This is a genomic window from Levilactobacillus enshiensis, assembly GCF_007115095.1.
GTDB lineage: Bacteria > Bacillota > Bacilli > Lactobacillales > Lactobacillaceae > Levilactobacillus > Levilactobacillus enshiensis.
This window is the reverse complement of the sequence record NZ_SULH01000013.1, coordinates 63,345-81,049: the sequence shown is the minus strand read 5'-3', so window position 1 is coordinate 81,049 and position 17,705 is coordinate 63,345. Positions and strand designations below refer to the sequence as shown.

At 48.8% G+C, this 17,705-nt stretch carries 13 protein-coding genes; 2 read left to right on the top strand and 11 right to left on the bottom strand.

Translation table 11 applies throughout. The annotated features are described in order from the left end of the window. Window positions 1–96: 96 nt before the first annotated feature. The 11 genes from FAY32_RS12285 to FAY32_RS12235 form a co-directional block, all read right to left on the bottom strand. On the bottom strand, window positions 97–303 hold the full coding sequence (locus tag FAY32_RS12285; protein ID WP_125685667.1) for a hypothetical protein: 207 nt from the start codon (window positions 301–303) through the stop codon (window positions 97–99). A 162-nt stretch (window positions 304–465) separates the two neighbouring features. Next, window positions 466–2,175: a LysM peptidoglycan-binding domain-containing protein gene (locus FAY32_RS12280; protein WP_143463719.1), complete on the bottom strand. Its 1,710-nt coding sequence runs from the start codon at window positions 2,173–2,175 to the stop codon at window positions 466–468. A 493-nt stretch (window positions 2,176–2,668) separates the two neighbouring features. Then, window positions 2,669–3,685 carry a DUF1002 domain-containing protein gene (locus FAY32_RS12275; RefSeq protein WP_143463718.1) on the bottom strand — a complete coding sequence of 339 codons (1,017 nt, stop codon included), beginning with the start codon at window positions 3,683–3,685 and terminating at the stop codon, window positions 2,669–2,671. Between the two features lie 112 nt (window positions 3,686–3,797). After that, on the bottom strand, window positions 3,798–4,688 hold the full coding sequence (locus FAY32_RS12270; RefSeq protein WP_143463717.1) for a C40 family peptidase: 891 nt from the start codon (window positions 4,686–4,688) through the stop codon (window positions 3,798–3,800). 470 nt (window positions 4,689–5,158) lie between these two features. Further along, complete coding sequence (gene tkt / locus FAY32_RS12265; RefSeq protein WP_143463716.1) at window positions 5,159–7,180, bottom strand: transketolase; 2,022 nt, start codon at window positions 7,178–7,180, stop codon at window positions 5,159–5,161. A 312-nt stretch (window positions 7,181–7,492) separates the two neighbouring features. Next, entirely contained in the window at window positions 7,493–8,410 is a 918-nt protein-coding gene (gene rbsK / locus FAY32_RS12260; RefSeq protein WP_143463715.1) for a ribokinase, read from the bottom strand. Window positions 8,411–8,542: 132 nt separating this feature from the next. Continuing rightward, window positions 8,543–9,550: a ribose utilization transcriptional repressor RbsR gene (gene rbsR / locus FAY32_RS12255; RefSeq protein ID WP_143463714.1), complete on the bottom strand. Its 1,008-nt coding sequence runs from the start codon at window positions 9,548–9,550 to the stop codon at window positions 8,543–8,545. Between the two features lie 281 nt (window positions 9,551–9,831). Then, complete coding sequence (locus FAY32_RS12250; protein WP_143463713.1) at window positions 9,832–10,821, bottom strand: aldo/keto reductase; 990 nt, start codon at window positions 10,819–10,821, stop codon at window positions 9,832–9,834. 393 nt (window positions 10,822–11,214) lie between these two features. Continuing rightward, window positions 11,215–12,120, bottom strand: a complete 906-nt coding sequence (gene murQ, locus FAY32_RS12245; RefSeq protein ID WP_143463712.1) for an N-acetylmuramic acid 6-phosphate etherase — start codon at window positions 12,118–12,120, stop codon at window positions 11,215–11,217. A 232-nt stretch (window positions 12,121–12,352) separates the two neighbouring features. Beyond that, window positions 12,353–14,002, bottom strand: coding sequence for a peptide ABC transporter substrate-binding protein (locus tag FAY32_RS12240; RefSeq protein WP_143463711.1), 1,650 nt, complete (start codon window positions 14,000–14,002; stop codon window positions 12,353–12,355). A gap of 12 nt (window positions 14,003–14,014) precedes the next feature. After that, the gene (locus FAY32_RS12235; protein ID WP_143463710.1) at window positions 14,015–15,502 is read right to left on the bottom strand and encodes an amidase; all 1,488 of its coding nucleotides are present in this window, start codon (window positions 15,500–15,502) and stop codon (window positions 14,015–14,017) included. 580 nt (window positions 15,503–16,082) lie between these two features. Here FAY32_RS12235 and FAY32_RS12230 point away from each other — a divergent pair. Continuing rightward, window positions 16,083–16,964 carry a transporter substrate-binding domain-containing protein gene (locus FAY32_RS12230; protein ID WP_143463709.1) on the top strand — a complete coding sequence of 294 codons (882 nt, stop codon included), beginning with the start codon at window positions 16,083–16,085 and terminating at the stop codon, window positions 16,962–16,964. Between the two features lie 19 nt (window positions 16,965–16,983). Further along, complete coding sequence (locus FAY32_RS12225; protein WP_143463708.1) at window positions 16,984–17,673, top strand: amino acid ABC transporter permease; 690 nt, start codon at window positions 16,984–16,986, stop codon at window positions 17,671–17,673. Window positions 17,674–17,705 lie beyond the last annotated feature (32 nt).

Sequence of the window (17,705 nt, the reverse complement as noted above, 5' to 3'; positions counted from 1 at the left end):
CATCTCACTCTCAAACATTGGCGCATCTAAAAAAGCCTCACCGTTAGTTTTAGCGGTGGGGCTTTTGCAGGTGGCCAAATCCACCCGCAGCTTATTTTAATCTTCTGAAGCGTCCATTGCTTCCAGAATCATGTCGAGCTGAGCGCACTTATCGGACAAGTCGTTCATTTCTTTGCCGTAGCGTGGTTCAATCTGCACTGTCTCCGAACTCCACTGAACGCTCTCAGATTCCTTCCGTTTTAACGTGGCCAACTGTGAATTAGCCTGCCGGTACTCTTCCAGAATCTCCATACGATTACTCACCTTTTTGACAACTCCTTTAACAAGAAAATTTAATTATGTTGACTCGTCTCTAAATGACTACGAGAAATCATAACACTTGCTATCGGATTTGTTAACGATTATCTTAACATTTTTCAGCGGATTGCCAAAAATGGTCAGAAAAGCGGATTCATGTCACTTGACTTATTTCACAGTTCCTGCAAAGGAAGGCATAAAGTACTGACTGATCGAAGCAACTTCGACATTTTGACCTGGTGTTGGCGCTGCAACGTACTGACCGTTGCCAATGTAAATGGCATCGTGGTAGGTTGACCCTTTGGATCCCCAGAACAGAATGTCCCCTGGCTTGGCAGAAGCAACCGAGTGCGTTGATACACGGGATTCTTGCGATACCGTGCTGTGTGGCAAGCTGATGCCTAACGCATGTTGATAAACGTAAGCCACTAGACCTGAGCAGTCCATCCCGCTGAGAGATGCGCCACCCCAAACATAAGGGATATTCGCCGAAGCCAACTTCAATGCCAAACTCGTCACGGATCCCGTGGTCAAATTGCTGTTTGCCGTTGTCTTAGCACTACTGCTACTCGTAGCAGCCGTTGTCGCAGATGATGACGAACTAGTGGTCGTCTGTTGACTTGACTGTGCAGCCTGTTTAACGGCTGATTGGGTCGTTGTACGAATCCGCTTTGTCTTCTTCGCCTTCGTCGTAGCCGTTGCGCCAGCACTAGCCTGGCTAACTGCTGAACTTTGCGAACTAGAAGCTACCGACTGACTGGTTGCGGTTGACGTTGTCGCTTGGCTACTGCTGTTACTCTGAGTAGCCTGTGTTTGCGTTTGTACTTGTGACTGACTCGTTGCACTAGCAGCTGAGCGCGTTGCCCGTTTCTTCTGCACGGACTTGGTTGCAGTCGCACGAGACGTTGGCGTTACCGTGCTAGAGCTGGCCTTCGTAACCGAAGCGCTACTGGTCCCCACTGACTGACGACTTGAGCTGACAGGTGCCTGACGTTTTTGTGTCTGGCTGGTAACGGCGCTACTAGTCGTTGCATTATTTTTGACTGAATCACTTTTAACTGAACTGCTCTGCGCTACTGAGTTGCTCGTCGCATTGCTACTGGTCTCACTCTGAGCACTAACCCGACTCGTCTTAGTTGCTGGTTGACTGGCAACTGAACTGTTGCTTGCAGAGCCAGTAGCCGGACTAGTCGTCGACGTGCTGGTAGACGAAGCTGGCGTCGTACTTTGTGTCGTTGCACTTTGACTTGTAGAACTGGTTGCGGCTGGTGTCTGATTATTAGTCTTAGAAACGAAATCTGAACGCGTCTCCTGACCACTCGTAACGGTCGAACTTGAGGTTGCTGCGGCAGCTTGCTGCTTTTGCTTGCTAGCAGCGGCTTGCTGTGCGGCAACGATCTGTGCTTGCACGGCATTTGCCTTTTGCGTCGCTTGTTGCCGCGTGCTTGGCGTGGTCGTTTGTTTCGTAGCAGCACCTTTAACAGCGCTAGCTTGTGGAATTTCCAACTTTTGGCCAACGCTTAACATATCACCAGTTAGGTCATTAGCTTTTTGTAACTGTGCAACTGTCAAATGATACGTCTGTGCTAAATCCCAAAGCGTATCACCAGACTTGACTGAATACGTCTGGGTCGTCTTTGCTGATTTGACTTGAAGTCGTTGACCAACAAAAATTAAATCGGTCTTTGCGTCAATCGAATTCTGCTGTTCTAAATCTTGAATAGAAACGCCAGTTTGCTGTGAAAGACCCCAAATGGTGTCCCCTTGCTTAACTTGAATGGTATCAGCATTAGCGGTCATGGATGCTCCAGCTGCTAATGCACCAATGGCCCCAACGACGCCAACAACTGCTTTGGTTTTTCGTTGTCCTGTACTCATCTTCACCAACACGTCCTTTTATGACTTAAGATTTTCAAACTCATCACGGAACGCAACCTGCCTCTCAAAAACCAAGCAGGATAACGTTCGTTCACAGTAAATACGAATCACAAACTAATCTTACCACACGTTTTCCCAGTTTCTTGTGAAATATTAAGGAATTATTAACGGAATTTGGGCTTTGAATGTATGTTCCCCTTAAGCGTTTTCAATTATTTCAACGCTACTGTAATCTGGCTGTGTCGGCATTTCCAGCCATTCCAGTAGCGAACTATTGTTCTATGTAAGATTCAATCAAAAACGATGCCGGTCGCGTATATTTATCCACCTTTTCCTAAGTGTAAGCAATTGTACGATACAAGATATTATTGGAAACGCTTTTTGTATTTTACAACTGTCTATAATGTTCCTGCACTTGTGAAATCTAAAAAAGTGTACAAAAAAACGGGAGAAATCTCCCGTTACTTTGTTATTTCACCGTTCTTACTTGAATTTAGCCGAGTAAGCCTTTGAAGAAATTAACGATTTTATTCCAAATTTGCACAATAAAATTCTCGGCTTTCTTCGCATCCGCACTGTTGGCAAAATCTTTCACGCTAGCCATTTTATCCCCAATACTATTGGCGAGGTTATTAGCTACGTTAGTCACGTTTGTCACGTACGTCTTACTAGTTGAAACGGGTGCCTGCTGAACCTTACTGAGAGCAATGGAAATATTGTTGATTTGTGTTGAACTCGTCTTGCCATCAATTCCCTGTTTGGCCAAAGCCTTCTGCAACATGGCCTCAATATCAGCCTTGGTCGCCAAATCATCGCCATTTTGTCGCTTCTTAGCTAGATCTGAGGAAACCGACCCCACAGCTGACATCAATTTGCCAGGATATTTGCTATCATCACTGTTCGAATCAATGGCTGGTTGGGTCGCATCTAAGACGCCGTTAGCCGCCTGTGTGTTTTCCGAATTTAACGCTAATCCGTCCGCAGCCAGAGCCTTGTAGACCCCCGTTAAAGCAGATTCACCGGAAACGGTTTTGTCAGCCGTCACCGTGATGATAACATCTTTGACCCCAGCCATAGTTGCGACCATGGCATATTGTTGGGCGGTGACTTCGGTAATATTATTTTTTCCATTGTACTGGGCAATATTGACCTTAACCCCAGTACCAGGATCTGCTGGGGCTAGTGCCACCGAACTGATCATACTGGCATCACTAGTTCCAGCTGAATTCAGATACGTTGCATAATCGTTCCCCGTCGCGGTCAAGACTGTGTAGTTTGACTTCACTCCCAGCGCTGAGGCAACCGTATCCTTGTCCTCACTAGCCAAGCCAGCCCCGTAGACCACATAAGCCTTGGAGAGTGCCTTGGTTTGAACGGTACTACCACTAGTTGCTGAGCTACTTGTACTCCCGGTATCCGTCGTATCAGCAGCAGCGGACACCGCGCGACCGCCCAGAGTCATGGCCAAAGTTACGGCGACAACACCAAGCAAAATTTGCTTTAATTTCATGGTTATCCCTCTCTTTTCGCTTTCATTATACTGCTCCCATAAGGCAGTATAGCATGTCCTCAGTCCGCGAATGAGCTTTGACCATGACCTTACAAAATTCTTCAACTTCCATTTATTGCCAGAACCGCCGGGCACCAGCGTATTCAGGGGCTAACTTCCCGGTTAGCGGGGCTAATTGAACCGCCTCTCCTGGCTTAGGTGCATGTAACATCTTCCCACTGCCAGCATAGATGCCGACGTGATGAATTTCGCCGGTCCCGTGTTCACGGGCAAAGAAGACCAGATCACCCGCGGCTAAGTCTTCCGGGGCAACGGGGTAGCCATTGGCAAATTGGTCCTGTGCATCCCGAGGAATGTAGTAGTCCAAAGCCCGGTGTAAAGCGTAGATAAACCCAGAACAGTCAAAGCCTTGTGGCGTGACCCCGCCCCAAAGATAAGGCGTACCAATAAACTGCCGGCCCAGCGCTAGTAACCGATCACCATCATCGGCACCCGTCACGCCCAGGTTAGCAGCATCAGCAGCAATCCAACCCTTACCTAGTGGCGTGACGACCTGAATCCAGTCACTGTCCTGCCCAGTCGTTGTCAGCAAGGTTCCTAATGGTAAAATCGTCACGGGTTGCCGGTCCTCATTTAACAGTGTCGTCTCGGCGTGAACCAGTCGAACGGTCGTCGTAGGATAGGCCAATTCTTCGTCGGCCGGCGTCAATTGCGTCACTGGCACCCAGCCTGGGTAGCCGCGCCGTTCCTGACGATTACTTTGTCGCGTCACAAACACGTGCGCCCAATCGCCATCAATACGGTCCAAAATAACGCGATCGTTAAACAACGCCTCCGTCACGATACAATCATTGTCAGCTAACCGGTCTTTGTCTGCTGGTTTCAGTGCCGCTAGCCACGCCGCCAAATCGCCAGTTTTCAAATAAGCTTGATCAGTCTTTGTCACCGCTGTGGGCGCTGACCACACTAACGCCGTGGGCACCTTGATCCGCCGAATTTCCATTAAAACCGCCTCCAGTTTCTTTACCCCCAATATACCAATAATTTTACAAACTTACTAGATTTTCGGGATACGTTTGCCATATTTCTTGTAAAAGCACCGCTCGGCCGGCGTCACCTTGCCTAATCGCCAACCAATATGGACTCAACTTGGGGCTCAAAGACATTGGCTGCTTTCTTTCTAAAGTCAGGCAGTAGCCGGACAACCGTGCCTCCCATATATGCTCACCACTACGGCTAAGTTTTACAACAACGTGATCAGCGCTACAAAAGGGACCCGAACCGATTACACGTTCGCGCCCCTCACCTTGATTACGATTAGTTTTCAGAGACCAGCTAAAGTTCACCGGTCACATTGACTATTATTTTTCATTTTGTCTAACCACAGCTGATGTAAAAGCAATCGCCGTTCTAGCATAGCGCCAATTTCAAACGAAACCTCTGACATTTCCGATAACCAGAGGACACCCCACTTTAGTTCAATCCCAAATAGGCTTGAACCACGCGGTCGACGGTGAAGCCAGCCATTTCCATAACTTGTTCGCCAGGACCACTGGCACCAAACTGTTCCTGCGTCAGCATTGCGCCATCGAGGCCAACGTATTGACACCATCCTAATCCGCTAGCCATTTCAATGGCGACCCGCCGGCGTAATGTCGTTGGCAAAATACGCTCACGGTAAGCGGCAGACTGTGCATTGAACTGTTCAAAGCTAGGCACGGATACAACCCGCACGTCATGACCCATTTCTGCAAGTTGTTCTTGTGCACCCAACGCTAATTTAACCTCTGACCCCGATGCCATCAAAATACCTTCTGGATCCCCCTGGGCATCACGAACGATGTAACCACCGCGTTTAACGCCACCGCGAACCCGTGCAGCTGCTTGCGGTAGGGTTGGTAACCCCTGACGTGACAGCACGATGACCGTTGGATGATCAACGGCCTGTAACGCTGCCTGCCAAGCCGCCACCGTTTCATTACCATCGGCTGGCCGAAAGACCGTCAGCCCCGGAATGGCACGCAACGCCGCCAGTTGTTCTACGGGTTCATGTGTTGGCCCATCCTCCCCGACGGCCAATGAATCATGCGTGAACACGTAAATGACTGGTAGCTTTTGCAGCGCGGCCAACCGAATCGCTGGCTTCATGTAGTCCGAGAAGACGAAGAATGTCGACCCGTAGACCCGGGTGCCACCATGTAAAGCAATCCCGTTCATGGCAGCCGCTTCGGCAAATTCCCGCACACCAAACCACAAGTTTCTGCCGCGTGGATTTTCGGCACTAAACCGGTCATCCTCAGCAACCGCCGTTTTATTTGAGCTAAAGAGATCGGCTGATCCGCCCCACAAGTTTGGCAGTGCCGCACTCAGTTTCTGGAGAACCGCACTCCCGCTGGCCCGAGAAGCCAAATTATCCTTCTTGTAATAGATTGGCAAGTCGGCTGTCAGGTCGGCCGGCGCGTCTTGGCTTAACCCCTTAGCAAATTGGCTGGCCAATTCTGGTTCTACCGCCGCATACCGGGTAATCAAGTTCGACCACTCCTGGTGACTCGCCCAGCCCCGTGCTTTGATTGTCGTCATGAACCGTTCGTGGACTTCGGCCGGTACTGTAAACGGATCGTTGTCCCACTCATAAGCAGCCCTTGTCGCTGCCAAATCAGCCGCATTTAACGGTGCCCCGTGGACCTTGTTTGTTCCGGCATTTGGACTACCGGCCCCGATCTGTGTCTTAACTTCAATCAGGGTTGGCCCATCCTGGTTCTGCTTGGCTGCGGTAATTGCATCGTCAATGGCGTCCAAGTCATTACCATCCGCTACCCGTGAATAGTTCCACCCATAACTCAGAAAACGGCCCGCAACATCGTCGTGACACGCGTTACTCAGTGGCCCATCCAGCGAAATATCGTTGGAATCGTACAACACGATCAATTTATTTAATTTTAATTGGCCGGCCAAACTCGCAGATTCGGCCGCAACCCCTTCCATCAGATCGCCATCCCCACATAAAGCGTATGTATAGTGATCGACAACGTTCAAATTCGGTTGATTATAGTCAGCTGCTAAGTGCGCTTCGGCCATGGCCATCCCCACGGCCATACCAATGCCTTGGCCCAGAGGACCGGTCGTGGCGTCCACTCCCGGTGTTACGCCATATTCTGGATGTCCCGGTGTCTTACTGCCTAACTGCCGGAAATTCATCAGGTCTGTTCGACTCAGTGAGAAGCCACTCAGGTGCAAGAGACTGTATAACATTGCCGACCCATGGCCTGCCGAAAGCACAAAGCGATCGCGGTTAAACCACTGTGGAAACGAAGGATCGACCCGTAAGTGGCGGGAAAATAAAACATAAGCCATCGGTGAAGCACCTAATGGCAACCCCGGATGGCCTGACCGGGCTCGCGAAATCATATCCATACTCAGCATCCGAACCGCCGTTACGGCCAGATTGTCTGTATCATCAAAACTTACTTGCTGCATTACTTTTTCATTCAACATCAGAAATAACCTCACTTTAAGCGACCAGACCATTCCGATCGTCAGTTAATTGGTAGATGAGTTTTATGCGTTGATTTTACCGGTATAATCGACGTTCACTATCGACTTTCATAACTATACCAATTTAATAGTAATCATGCAACCCCTTTTGTAAAACTTATTAGATAGGCATTTGTAAGTTACAAAAATATATATATTGGATATACCAATATTGAGATGTTGCAACCGGTTGTTCTCAGAGCACAAAAAACGACCTTTTACCGAAATAATTGGTATAGGTCGTTGTGTCAACTATTTTATTTTCTGAAAAGCTTACTTGCTGGCCGCTTCAATCTGCGCCAACGTTGGGATCGATGGCATTGCTCCCAGGCCTTGAACCGTCAAGGAACTAGCCCGTTGTGCGAACACCAAGGCCGTCGCAATGTTGCTAAGATCTGGCTTCAATTGTGAACTCAAAGCCCCAATGAAGGTATCACCAGCAGCCGTCGTGTCGACAGCGTTAACTTTGAAAGCAGGGACAAAACCAGAACCATCGGCGGTGGCATAGTAAGCTCCCTTGCTCCCAATGGTGATGATCAGATTCTTAACGCCCAATTCGCGGAACTTGGCAGCGTTAGCATCCATGGAAGCTTCATCCGTCACTTCAATCCCAGTTAAGATAGCACTTTCACTCTCGTTAGGAACAACGAGATCGGTCACCTTTAAGATTTCAGGATCAATTTTAGCAGCAGGTGCTGGGTTCAAAATTGTCGTCACGTTATGCTTCTTTGCCACCGTAAAGGCAGCTAAGGTGGCATCTTGTGGCGTTTCAAATTGGGTAATCAAGAAGTCCGCCTTAGCGATTTCATCTTCAACAGCCGTAACTTCCGCTGGTTTGATCTGTTGGTTAGACCCACCGTAGACCAAGATACTGTTTTGGCCCGCTTCGTCAAGTAAGATGAATGCAGAACCTGTGCCGATTGTTGCGTCAGTGATGATGGCACTCGTGTCGATACCGTCGTCCTTTAAAGATTCAACCATGAAGCGACCTGCATCATCGTTACCAACCTTGCCGATGAATCGTGTTTCGGCACCAGCACGGGCTGCAGCAACGGCCTGGTTAGCACCCTTCCCACCAGCGGCACTACTTTTGTTTTCAGTGGATAGCGTTTCCCCTGGTTGTGGCATCCGGGCAACCCGCAATGTCGTATCAACGTTGAGACTACCTAGAACCGTAACTTTGTTTGACATAATTAACCTTCACTCCTTAACCAATTTGTTCGTTTGTAAAACGTTTTACGTATTGCCGACACGCCGGGCAACACGTTTTGCTTATCCCTAGCGTATCATGTTTCGAAAAGGCTTACAAGAAAAAGATGAAATTTATTTCAGTGGTCCCGTACTTTCCCGCTGGTGAAGCTCTACGGGTAGATCCACCAGTTGGGCCGGTTGCCGCTGATCTTGAATGCGGTTGATCAATAACGTTGTCGCCTGCTGTCCCATAGTGACCACAGGCTGACGAATACTACTTAATTTCGGCACCACGTACTCGTCCAAATCAATATCATCGTAGCCCATCACGGAAATATCCGCCGGCACACGCAAGCCCTGTTCATGGAGACCCCGCATTAGCCCCAACGCCGTCTCATCGTTAATGGCAAAGACCGCCGTTGGCTGTTGTGCCATGACCCCAGCCGTCGCCTGATAGCCACCCAATTTCGTCATCGGTGAAATAACGACGGCAGAATCCGGTAACATGACCCCCGCCTCCGCCAAACGTTCTTTGAACCCCGCTAAACGAATCACCAGGTTATCGGTTGGCTGCTCCGGCATCACGACCGCAATTTTACGGTGTCCCAGTGCCAACAAATGTTCGGCGGCCAGTTGGCCTCCCTGCTCATCATCGATTCGAATCCGATCCAGACTAGGTCCCCCGTTTTGATCGATCAACAGGTAGGGAATCCCATTCTTCTTAAGAATGTTATCAATTGCTTCCGCCGTGATTGACGCACTCGCAATGATCAGACCATCCACGGCCCGTTTGATCAATTCTTCCACGTAGTAGCTCTCCAGTTTTTCATCGTGGTTCGCACCAAAGATCAAGGGAATAAAGTGGCGCTCCCGACTGGCCTCTTGGACACCGCGAATGAACATACTAAAGAAGGGATTCCCCAGGTTAGGAACCAGCACACCAATGGTCTGTGCAGACTTCATGATGAGGTTCCGGGCATTAAAATCCGGAACATAGCCCAATTCTTCTTGCAACTGATGGACGCGCCGCCGCGTATCGAGACTAAAGCGTTCACCCTTACCATTTAAAATTTGTGAAACCGTTGTTACCGAAACACCCGCTGCTTCAGCAAGGTCCCGAATCGTTACTTTGCGTGTCATAGCAACCTCCATCATCCGTTTTCATACTAAACCTTATTATACCCCACCAAGCAATGATATCTACGGTCAATTTAGGTTCAGCTAAAGGTTGAACGTTCCAAAGTACCGGCTATGCCTGCTCTAGCAACAACAAAGGGCGTAAAACTAGGCCGCATAGTGGTTGCATCGCCTTGCCAGCTGGCAGCTATGAACTGAATCTGTACAAACACAACTTGTAGCCATGAAGAATATGCAGCGCCAACAAAAAAGCACCGCCCACAACTGGACCGTGCCATTAATAATTAAGCCTTTAAAATTTTATCGATTGCTTGTAATTGGTCATCATCGAAGGTCAAGTTTTGAACCGCCTTGATGTTTTCCTTCAGGTGAGCTGGCTTGGATGCCCCAGTGATGACACTCGTGATGACTGGGTTGTGTAATAACCAAGCTAATGCCATGTGAGAAAGCTTTTGCCCTCGGCTTTGGGCAATCTGGTTAAGTGCTTGTAACTTCTGCACCATCTTGTCGCGACCGTTATCCAAGACGAACTCGTTAGACCAGTGAATATCCACATCTTCTGGAATACCATCTAAGTATTTGTCCGTCAAGAGACCCTCTGCCAGAGGACCGTAGGCAATCGCACCAGCATTGTTCTTTGCTAACATGTCGAATAAGCCATCATCATTAGCGGTCTGGTTCAACATGTTATAAGAAACTTGATCCACCACGAATGGCGTATGCAAGTCCTTAAAGATTTTGATCATTGCTGCGGCTTGCGGTTCGGTGTAATTTGAGATTCCCACGTACAACGTCTTGCCTTGGCGAACCAAGTCATCTAGCGCAACAGCCGTTTCTTCCGGTGAAGTTTCTGCGTCGAATCGGTGACTGTAGTAAATGTCAACGTAGTCCAACCCCATGGCCTTCAGCGAACGGTCTAAAGAGGCCGTCAGTGCCTTGCGAGAACTCATTTGGCCGTATGGTCCTGGCCACATGTGGAAACCAGCCTTACTACTGATGACCAGTTCATCCCGGTAAGGCATTAATTCACGTTGCAACACTTGACCAAAAAGACTTTCAGCTGCATACGAGCCTGGGCCATAATTGGCAGCAAGGTCAAAACTAAAGATTCCCGCGTCAAACGCCTTCAAGATCACGTCACGCGTGTCCCCATAGTTAGCGTTTTCGCCGAAGCTGTGCCACATTCCAAATGAGATTGCGGGTAATTGGAACCCGGTGTTCCCTGCGCGCCGAACTGGCATCTTCTCGTAACGTTGTTCATCTGCTAAATACATGTCTTGCCACATTCCTTTCCAGTTATACCTAAAGTAAAGTATAGAGAATTGGTGTGGACCAGTCAAGTTTCCGCGTAAAATTGGTCTAACCACTGTGGCCCTACTTTCTAATGGCCCTGCTGTAAAGCCGCCCACCAATCCACTTTGCTAATTAATTACTGTATCCTCTAATCCCCTAGTTGGCCCCAAATTATCGTGTCTCAAATTTAATTGTAGGATACATGTATTTCAGGACTAATCCGTGCTTTTTTGTTAACTGGTCGGACGATACTTTGAAGCCATTCTCGCAAATTTGTACGATACAAATTTGCGAGAATATAGGCTTCTAGCCAAAACAAAAGGAGTCCTGCAGTTACTCGGACTCCTCGAAAAACATACGATATTTGCTTAAATCTAACCCTTATCACTCAACTTGACCGCCTGGGAGACGTGCCCATTCGTCGCATCCAGCAGCGTCTTTGCCTCCGCAATCGTCCCCTTGGTTTCAATCAGAACAATTGCCAGTGGCACGTTATTGCCTGCCCGATCTAGCGCACGCTCTGCCGCTAACGTCGAGGTTTGGGTCGCTTCCGCAATGATCTTCTTGGCCCGCTCAAAGGTCTTACCATTTGTTGGGACCACATTGATCATCAGATTTTGGTAAACCTTCCCCGTCTTGATCATAATCCCCGTCGACAGCATGTTAAGCACCATCTTCTCAGCGGTCCCCGCCTTCAGTAACGTTGCCCCTGTAATAATTTCGGGTCCAACAACTGGCGTGATTGGGAAATCTGCTAGCTTGGACAGTGGGCTGCCTTCAATGCAAGAAAAGCCAATTCCGAGTGCGCCCTGATCTTGCGCAAATTGAAGCGCCGCCAATGTATATGGCGTTTGACCAGACGCAGCACTTGCAATCACCACATCCTTGTTCGTCAAATGAACGGCACCCAAGTCAGCTTGGGCCAATTCAGGCGAATCTTCGGCTGCCTGGACCGTGGTCGTCAAGGCCTGAGTCCCTCCAGCAATCAGACCAAACGTCTGTTGGGACGTCAGTCCATAAGTTGGTTGTAATTCCGTCGCATCAATCACGCCTAAACGACCAGAGGTCCCAGCGCCAACATAAATCAAACGCCCACCCTCGTCAAACTTTGGGTACGCCGCATCAATGGCTGCCGCAATCTGGGGCAACTGCTTCTGTACGGCTCGCGCAACCCGGTGATCCTCCCGGTTGATCGTTGCAACCATTTCTAGCGTGGACTCTCGATCAATGTGCGTCGAGCGGTGATTCCGTTGTTCAGTGAGTAAGTCATCAAATTGCATGGTGTCAGCCTCCAAGTTTCATCAACTATTTCTATATGTATTCGCTTTCATTGTAACTATCTCAGGTATAACATGTTTCATAAATAATTTCAATTCCGAATTTAGAAATCGCCTGGGTGAAATATTTTCAAAGACTGAAAAAAAGCGAACGACCAAGGCCGTTCACTTTCAAGAAAAGATATTCAATTTCACTGTAAAGATTGCGTAAACGCTACTCAGCTTGCTGAAAAATCTACTTTTCGACCTTCATCCACTGGTAACCACGACTCATCCCTGCTGGGTTCCACACATAACCGCTGACCTTAGAATTCCACATCTCAGCCGTTGCTGGTTGATACAGCGGAATGACCCCTTGTTGCGTCATCAGCCGCTTCTCAGCCGCAACCAAGTCGTTGTAGCGGGCAGTCGGATTATTGGCATCCTGATTCTCAGAACGCTTAATGGCCGCATCGTACTGTGCATCGGAGAAATCACCGTTGTTATTGGTGTTTCCCGTGCTCATCAACGATAAGAAGTTGATTGGATCAGCGAAGTCAGCGCCCCAACTTGAGAGCACCAATTCAAAGTTACCTGAATTTGACCGACTCAGGCGGGTCTTATACGGCAAGCTGTTGATGGTAACCTTCACGTTTGGAAGTTTCTGTAATTCGGCTTGAATATATTGCGCCACCGTCTTGGTTACAGAAATATCATCTGCCATCAACGTCAGGTTCAACTTCTTCGTCCCGGTTGCCTTTAAACCAGCCTTCATCAGTGACTTAGCCTGCTTCAAATCGTAGGTGACCCCACTCTTAACGTAAGCGTCTGTCGCAAAGTCTTTCTTAGTCTTGGGGTTTTGTGATAAGTTCTGCGATACAAATCCCAGGGGTGCCTTGGACCCATCCCGCAGAACACTCTTAGCCAACTGCTGTTTGTCAATAGCCATGGACAGGGCCTGCCGAACTTTTAAGTTTCGTAACGCCTTGACCTTTTTCTGGTTCATCTGCATGTAGTAAGTGGTCCCACCGACAAATGTCTTCAAGCTGGGGTTGTTCTTCAGGTTCGCAACCTGAGTCCCATCCAACATCGTCGCGTCGAGATCTTTCTTCTGGAACAGACTTAACCCCGTCGATGGATCGGCCACGACCTGGAAGTTCATCTTCTGCAGGGTAATGTTCTTCTTATCCCAGAAGTGGGTGTTCTTGACGAGCTCCCAGTTCTGGTTGGTCCCCTGCCACTTGGTCATGACGAATGGCCCATCGTAAGCAGTCTTACCACTGGTATGACCATAGTCACTACCATAACGTTCAACTACCCGCTGTTCTTGCGGGAAGAACGTTGGGAAGGCCAGCAAAAGTTTAAAGTAAGCAACGGGCTTGCTCAACGTGACCTGGAGCGTATTCTTATTCAACGCCTTAACCCCTAATTGACTCGGCGCAAGCTTCCCATTTTGGACCTGATCATAATTCTTGATTCCCGCCATCAGGTAGGCATACTCGGACGCGGTCTTCGGATTGACCGTCCGTTGCCAAGAATAAACATAATCTTTTGCAGTGACCGCCTGACCATCATTCCAACGGTTATTCGACCGCAATTTGAAAACGTAGGTCTTACCATCCTTAGACACGGTCGTCTTAGTGGCCATGGCGTTAATCAATTTCTCTTTTTTACCCAACCGATACAATCCCTCTTGCGTATGGTAGAGCATCGTCAGACTCGTCGAATCAGCTGCCTTCGAGACATCTAACGTGGTTACTTCGGACTTAGCCGACAGCTTAACGACTTGTTTCGCTGCTAACTGTCCCGAGTTCCCAGTTGACGACGTTGACTTGCCGCATGCGGCTAATCCGCCCACGACCAGTAACGTCAATCCCATTAAAATTCCAAATTGCTTTCCCTTCAAAATCTTCTCTCCTCATTCCAATTTAGTTGCATGTAACCATTCTAACTTTCTGGCGCCTTCAAATAAAGCACCAAGCCTCAATAATGCCAATTCCTGTCCTTTTGCCGCATTAAATTGAATACCAAGGGGTAAACCGGCCTTCGTGACCATCGTTGGTAAACTGATTGCGGGTTCCCCCGTCAGATTGGCCTGCTGGGTAAAAGGAGAGCGCGTCAATGCTGGGAGCCATTGGTCATAGATCACCTGCTGCTGTGCCCGTGGACTAAAGCTCTCAATGGCTGCCATCTTCTCCTCATTTTCTGCCGAGACCAACGTGTCACCCACTTTAGGTGCGGTCCACGCCGTCGTTGGGGTTAAAATGATGGGGTAATCGACGTGCAATTTAGCCATCGTCCACGCCGCCTGGTCCCACTTGCTTAGCGCCAAGCTGTAGTCAGCCGCACTCGTGTGACGACCCGTCTGATACAGCGCCCAGGTCAGCAATTCCATGTCAGTTTGATTTAACGGTCGGCCAATACTATCCGCGAGTTCGCTCATAAAGGCCGCTGTCTCACCGGCATTCATGGTGTAATAACTTTCCATAAGCGCAACCCCATCGATTGGGATATGAATTTCCTCAACGTCAAATCCCTGTTCATTGAGAAATTGCGCCGCCGCTTCGACGGCATGAATGGCTGCCGAACTCACGGGCGTCCCCACTGGCGATTCGGTGGTGAATCCAATCTTAACGCGCTTCATCGGTTGTTTTAATTGCGCCAGGTATCCGGATTTTTCTAGTGGTGTCTGAAAAACTGCAGCCGGTTGAATCGTTTGTAAACTATCCAGAAGAGCAGCGGTGTCCGCAATCGACCGGGTCAGGGCAAAGTCGATTGCAGCCCCCTGCCAAGAACGCCAGTCGCTGGGGCCAACTGGCACCCGACCACGAGTGGGCTTTAACCCAATTGTCCCGGACCACGATGATGGAATCCGAATTGAGCCACCACCATCACTGCCCGCAGCAATCGGCACAAACCCAGCCGCCACACTGGCCCCAGCTCCACCAGATGATCCACCGGGCTGATAGTTCAGGTCCCAAGGATTACGCGCTGGGCCATAGATTTCGGCGTCCGTAATATTCTTAAAACCGAATTCGGGAAAATTAGTCTGGCCGATAATAATGAAGCCCGCTTGCTGCAACGCTTTAACGAAAAAACTCGTCTGTGTTGCCACGTTATCCTGTAAGAGGCGTGACCCGCTTGTGCTTGGTGCTCCCTTTAACTGTTGGCCAAGCCCCTTCAGTAGTAGTGGTACCCCTAGAAAAGGTTGGCCCGTGTCGACCTGGGCTGCCGCCTCTTGCAACGCCGCTGTCTTTCGGGTAGTAATGACCGCATTCAACTGCGGGTTCTGGCGGTCTATCTCCGCAAATGCCGCTTCCACCAGTTCTTGGCTGGTGACCTCACCATTGCGAACCCGCTTAGCCCACGTCAATGCTGGTACCCCAATCCACTCTAATTGACTCATATGAACCGCCCCCTATAAGATTGAAAGTTAATGACACTGCGCTCGTTGATCTTGTCCGTCACAAATTGATTAGAATTATCCACCAGTCACCTGAGATAACTCCCTGTCTCGGACTGAGAAACCGTTATCCTCCTTAATTGGATACTAAAGTCTGCCCACACGACCTTCGCCTTAACTGCAACTAATTTCAACACGCATGACCTAAGTAGACATTGAAAATACGCGTCGGTAACTAGTCGCTGGTCTAACCAGATCCAACACTAAACTTAACTGGCATCCATCAGTCATACCACAAAAGTTACGTTAATCAATTAGCCAAGCCTCTGAAAGTCATCTAATTGTGAACTTTAAGCGACTACATTGTAAAATGAGAAACCTAACCCCCTTAACGAATGACTGATTGCTATCACATCGCTACTGGCCTGCCGGCTACGGTAACGTTCATAAATGATCAAATTGGGCCTAAATTTTACTGAAAAACGGCACCTATTCGTTTTTCACAATACCCGGTTGTAAAAGCGTTTTCAAGTAGTTATACTTAAAACCGTCTTAGGTCACAATTGAAAGGACTGAATACTTGATGAATAAGACGAAGAAATGGTTGGTTTTAGGGTTAGGGTTAAGTTTAGTGATGAGCCTCGGTCTCGTTGGTTGCGGGAAGACCTCATCGTCGAAATCGACAAACACCAAGGTTGCCGACAAGAAAACACTGATTGTCGCAACCTCAGGGACACTGTATCCCACGTCGTTTCACATGTCCAAGAACAGTAAATTAACGGGCTTTGACGTGGAGGTCGTGCGGGCCGTTGCCAAAGGTTTAGGCAAAAAGGTCAAATTTCAAGAACTCAGTGTCGATGGTCAATTAACGGCGGTCAGCTCCGGTAAGGCTGACATGGCCGCAAACGACTTCGGTCTCTCCCCTGCACGAAAGAAGCAGTTTGCCCTCTCAACGGTCTACAAACACTCGTTTAATAGTATCGTTGTCCGCAACAAGGACGATTCTGGCATCCATAACTGGGCCGATATCAAGGGGAAGAAAGCCGCTGGAGAGGCCGGAACGAGTTATCAACGCTTAGCCCAACAACTGGGTGCTAAGTTGGTCAACTACGATAATGTCTCTAACGATGTCTACCTAAAGGACCTCGAAAAGGGTAAAACCGATGTTATTATGAACGATTATTATCTACAGAAGCTGGCACTAGCAGCTGTGCCCAACAACGGCTTACACATTGTGAAAAACATGTACTTCACGACCACCGATGACGGGCAAGGTGTCGGCATCTTGATGAAGAAGAGCAACACCAAGCTCAAGCAGGAAGTCGACAAAGAGATCAAGAAGCTCCTGAAAGACGGTACGATTAAGAAAATCGCCGAAAAGTACTACGGTGCCGACGTCACGAAGAAACCTAACGTCCACATCTCCAAGAACTTTACGATCAAGTCCACATCGACTGGCCAATAGGACTTGAGGGGGAACACCCATGTTAAAGTACGTTTCAATTCCCGGCTTTTTTAATGCCCAGTTGGCTTGGTCATCCATTCCGCAAATTCTAAGTGGCCTGCCCATGACCATCTATTTGACCGCAATGGCGTTTGTCCTGGCTACGATCTTAGGCATGTTGCTGACCCTGGCGCAGCTGAGTCATATAAAACCACTCCACTGGCTGGCGCGTGCTTACATCTCCTTTATGCGGGGGGTGCCAATGCTGGTCGTCTTGTTTATCATCTACTTTGGCTTTGGTCTAGATGCCATGCCAGCGGCGATTCTCTCGTTTACGATTGGTGCCGCGGCCTTTATCTCCGAGGTTTTTCGCTCAGCATTCATGGGCATTGACCCCGGCCAATACGAAGCTGCCTATTCGATTGGACTATCTTATCGCAAGGTCATGCGCTTCATCATCATTCCACAGGCCTTTCGCATCAGCATTCCCGCCCTCGGCAACATTTTACTCGACATGTTCAAGGGAACCTCGCTCGCAGCCATGATTACCGTGACCGAAATGTTCATGCAGGCTAAGATCGTCGCTGGTGCTAATCAGGATTACATGACGATCTACATCACGATTGCCATCCTGTATTGGCTCTGCTGCGTCATCATCACGGCTGGCCAAAATCAGTTGGAACGTTGGTTGGACTACGACCGACCTAAGGAACATTTAAAATTGTTATAGGTTCAAAACACCGGTCCTGCCTGTTTTAAAAA

Bases quoted from the DNA above. Each gene is read 5' to 3' on its own strand.
- FAY32_RS12280 (WP_143463719.1), bottom strand. From the start codon at position 2,175: ATGAGTACAGGACAACGAAAAACCAAAGCAGTTGTTGGCGTCGTTGGG.
- FAY32_RS12275 (WP_143463718.1), bottom strand. From the start codon at position 3,685: ATGAAATTAAAGCAAATTTTGCTTGGTGTTGTCGCCGTAACTTTGGCC.
- FAY32_RS12270 (WP_143463717.1), bottom strand. From the start codon at position 4,688: ATGGAAATTCGGCGGATCAAGGTGCCCACGGCGTTAGTGTGGTCAGCG.
- tkt (WP_143463716.1), bottom strand. From the start codon at position 7,180: ATGTTGAATGAAAAAGTAATGCAGCAAGTAAGTTTTGATGATACAGAC.
- rbsK (WP_143463715.1), bottom strand. From the start codon at position 8,410: ATGTCAAACAAAGTTACGGTTCTAGGTAGTCTCAACGTTGATACGACA.
- rbsR (WP_143463714.1), bottom strand. From the start codon at position 9,550: ATGACACGCAAAGTAACGATTCGGGACCTTGCTGAAGCAGCGGGTGTT.
- FAY32_RS12250 (WP_143463713.1), bottom strand. From the start codon at position 10,821: ATGTATTTAGCAGATGAACAACGTTACGAGAAGATGCCAGTTCGGCGC.
- murQ (WP_143463712.1), bottom strand. From the start codon at position 12,120: ATGCAATTTGATGACTTACTCACTGAACAACGGAATCACCGCTCGACG.
- FAY32_RS12235 (WP_143463710.1), bottom strand. From the start codon at position 15,502: ATGAGTCAATTAGAGTGGATTGGGGTACCAGCATTGACGTGGGCTAAG.
- FAY32_RS12230 (WP_143463709.1), top strand. From the start codon at position 16,083: ATGAATAAGACGAAGAAATGGTTGGTTTTAGGGTTAGGGTTAAGTTTA.
- FAY32_RS12225 (WP_143463708.1), top strand. From the start codon at position 16,984: ATGTTAAAGTACGTTTCAATTCCCGGCTTTTTTAATGCCCAGTTGGCT.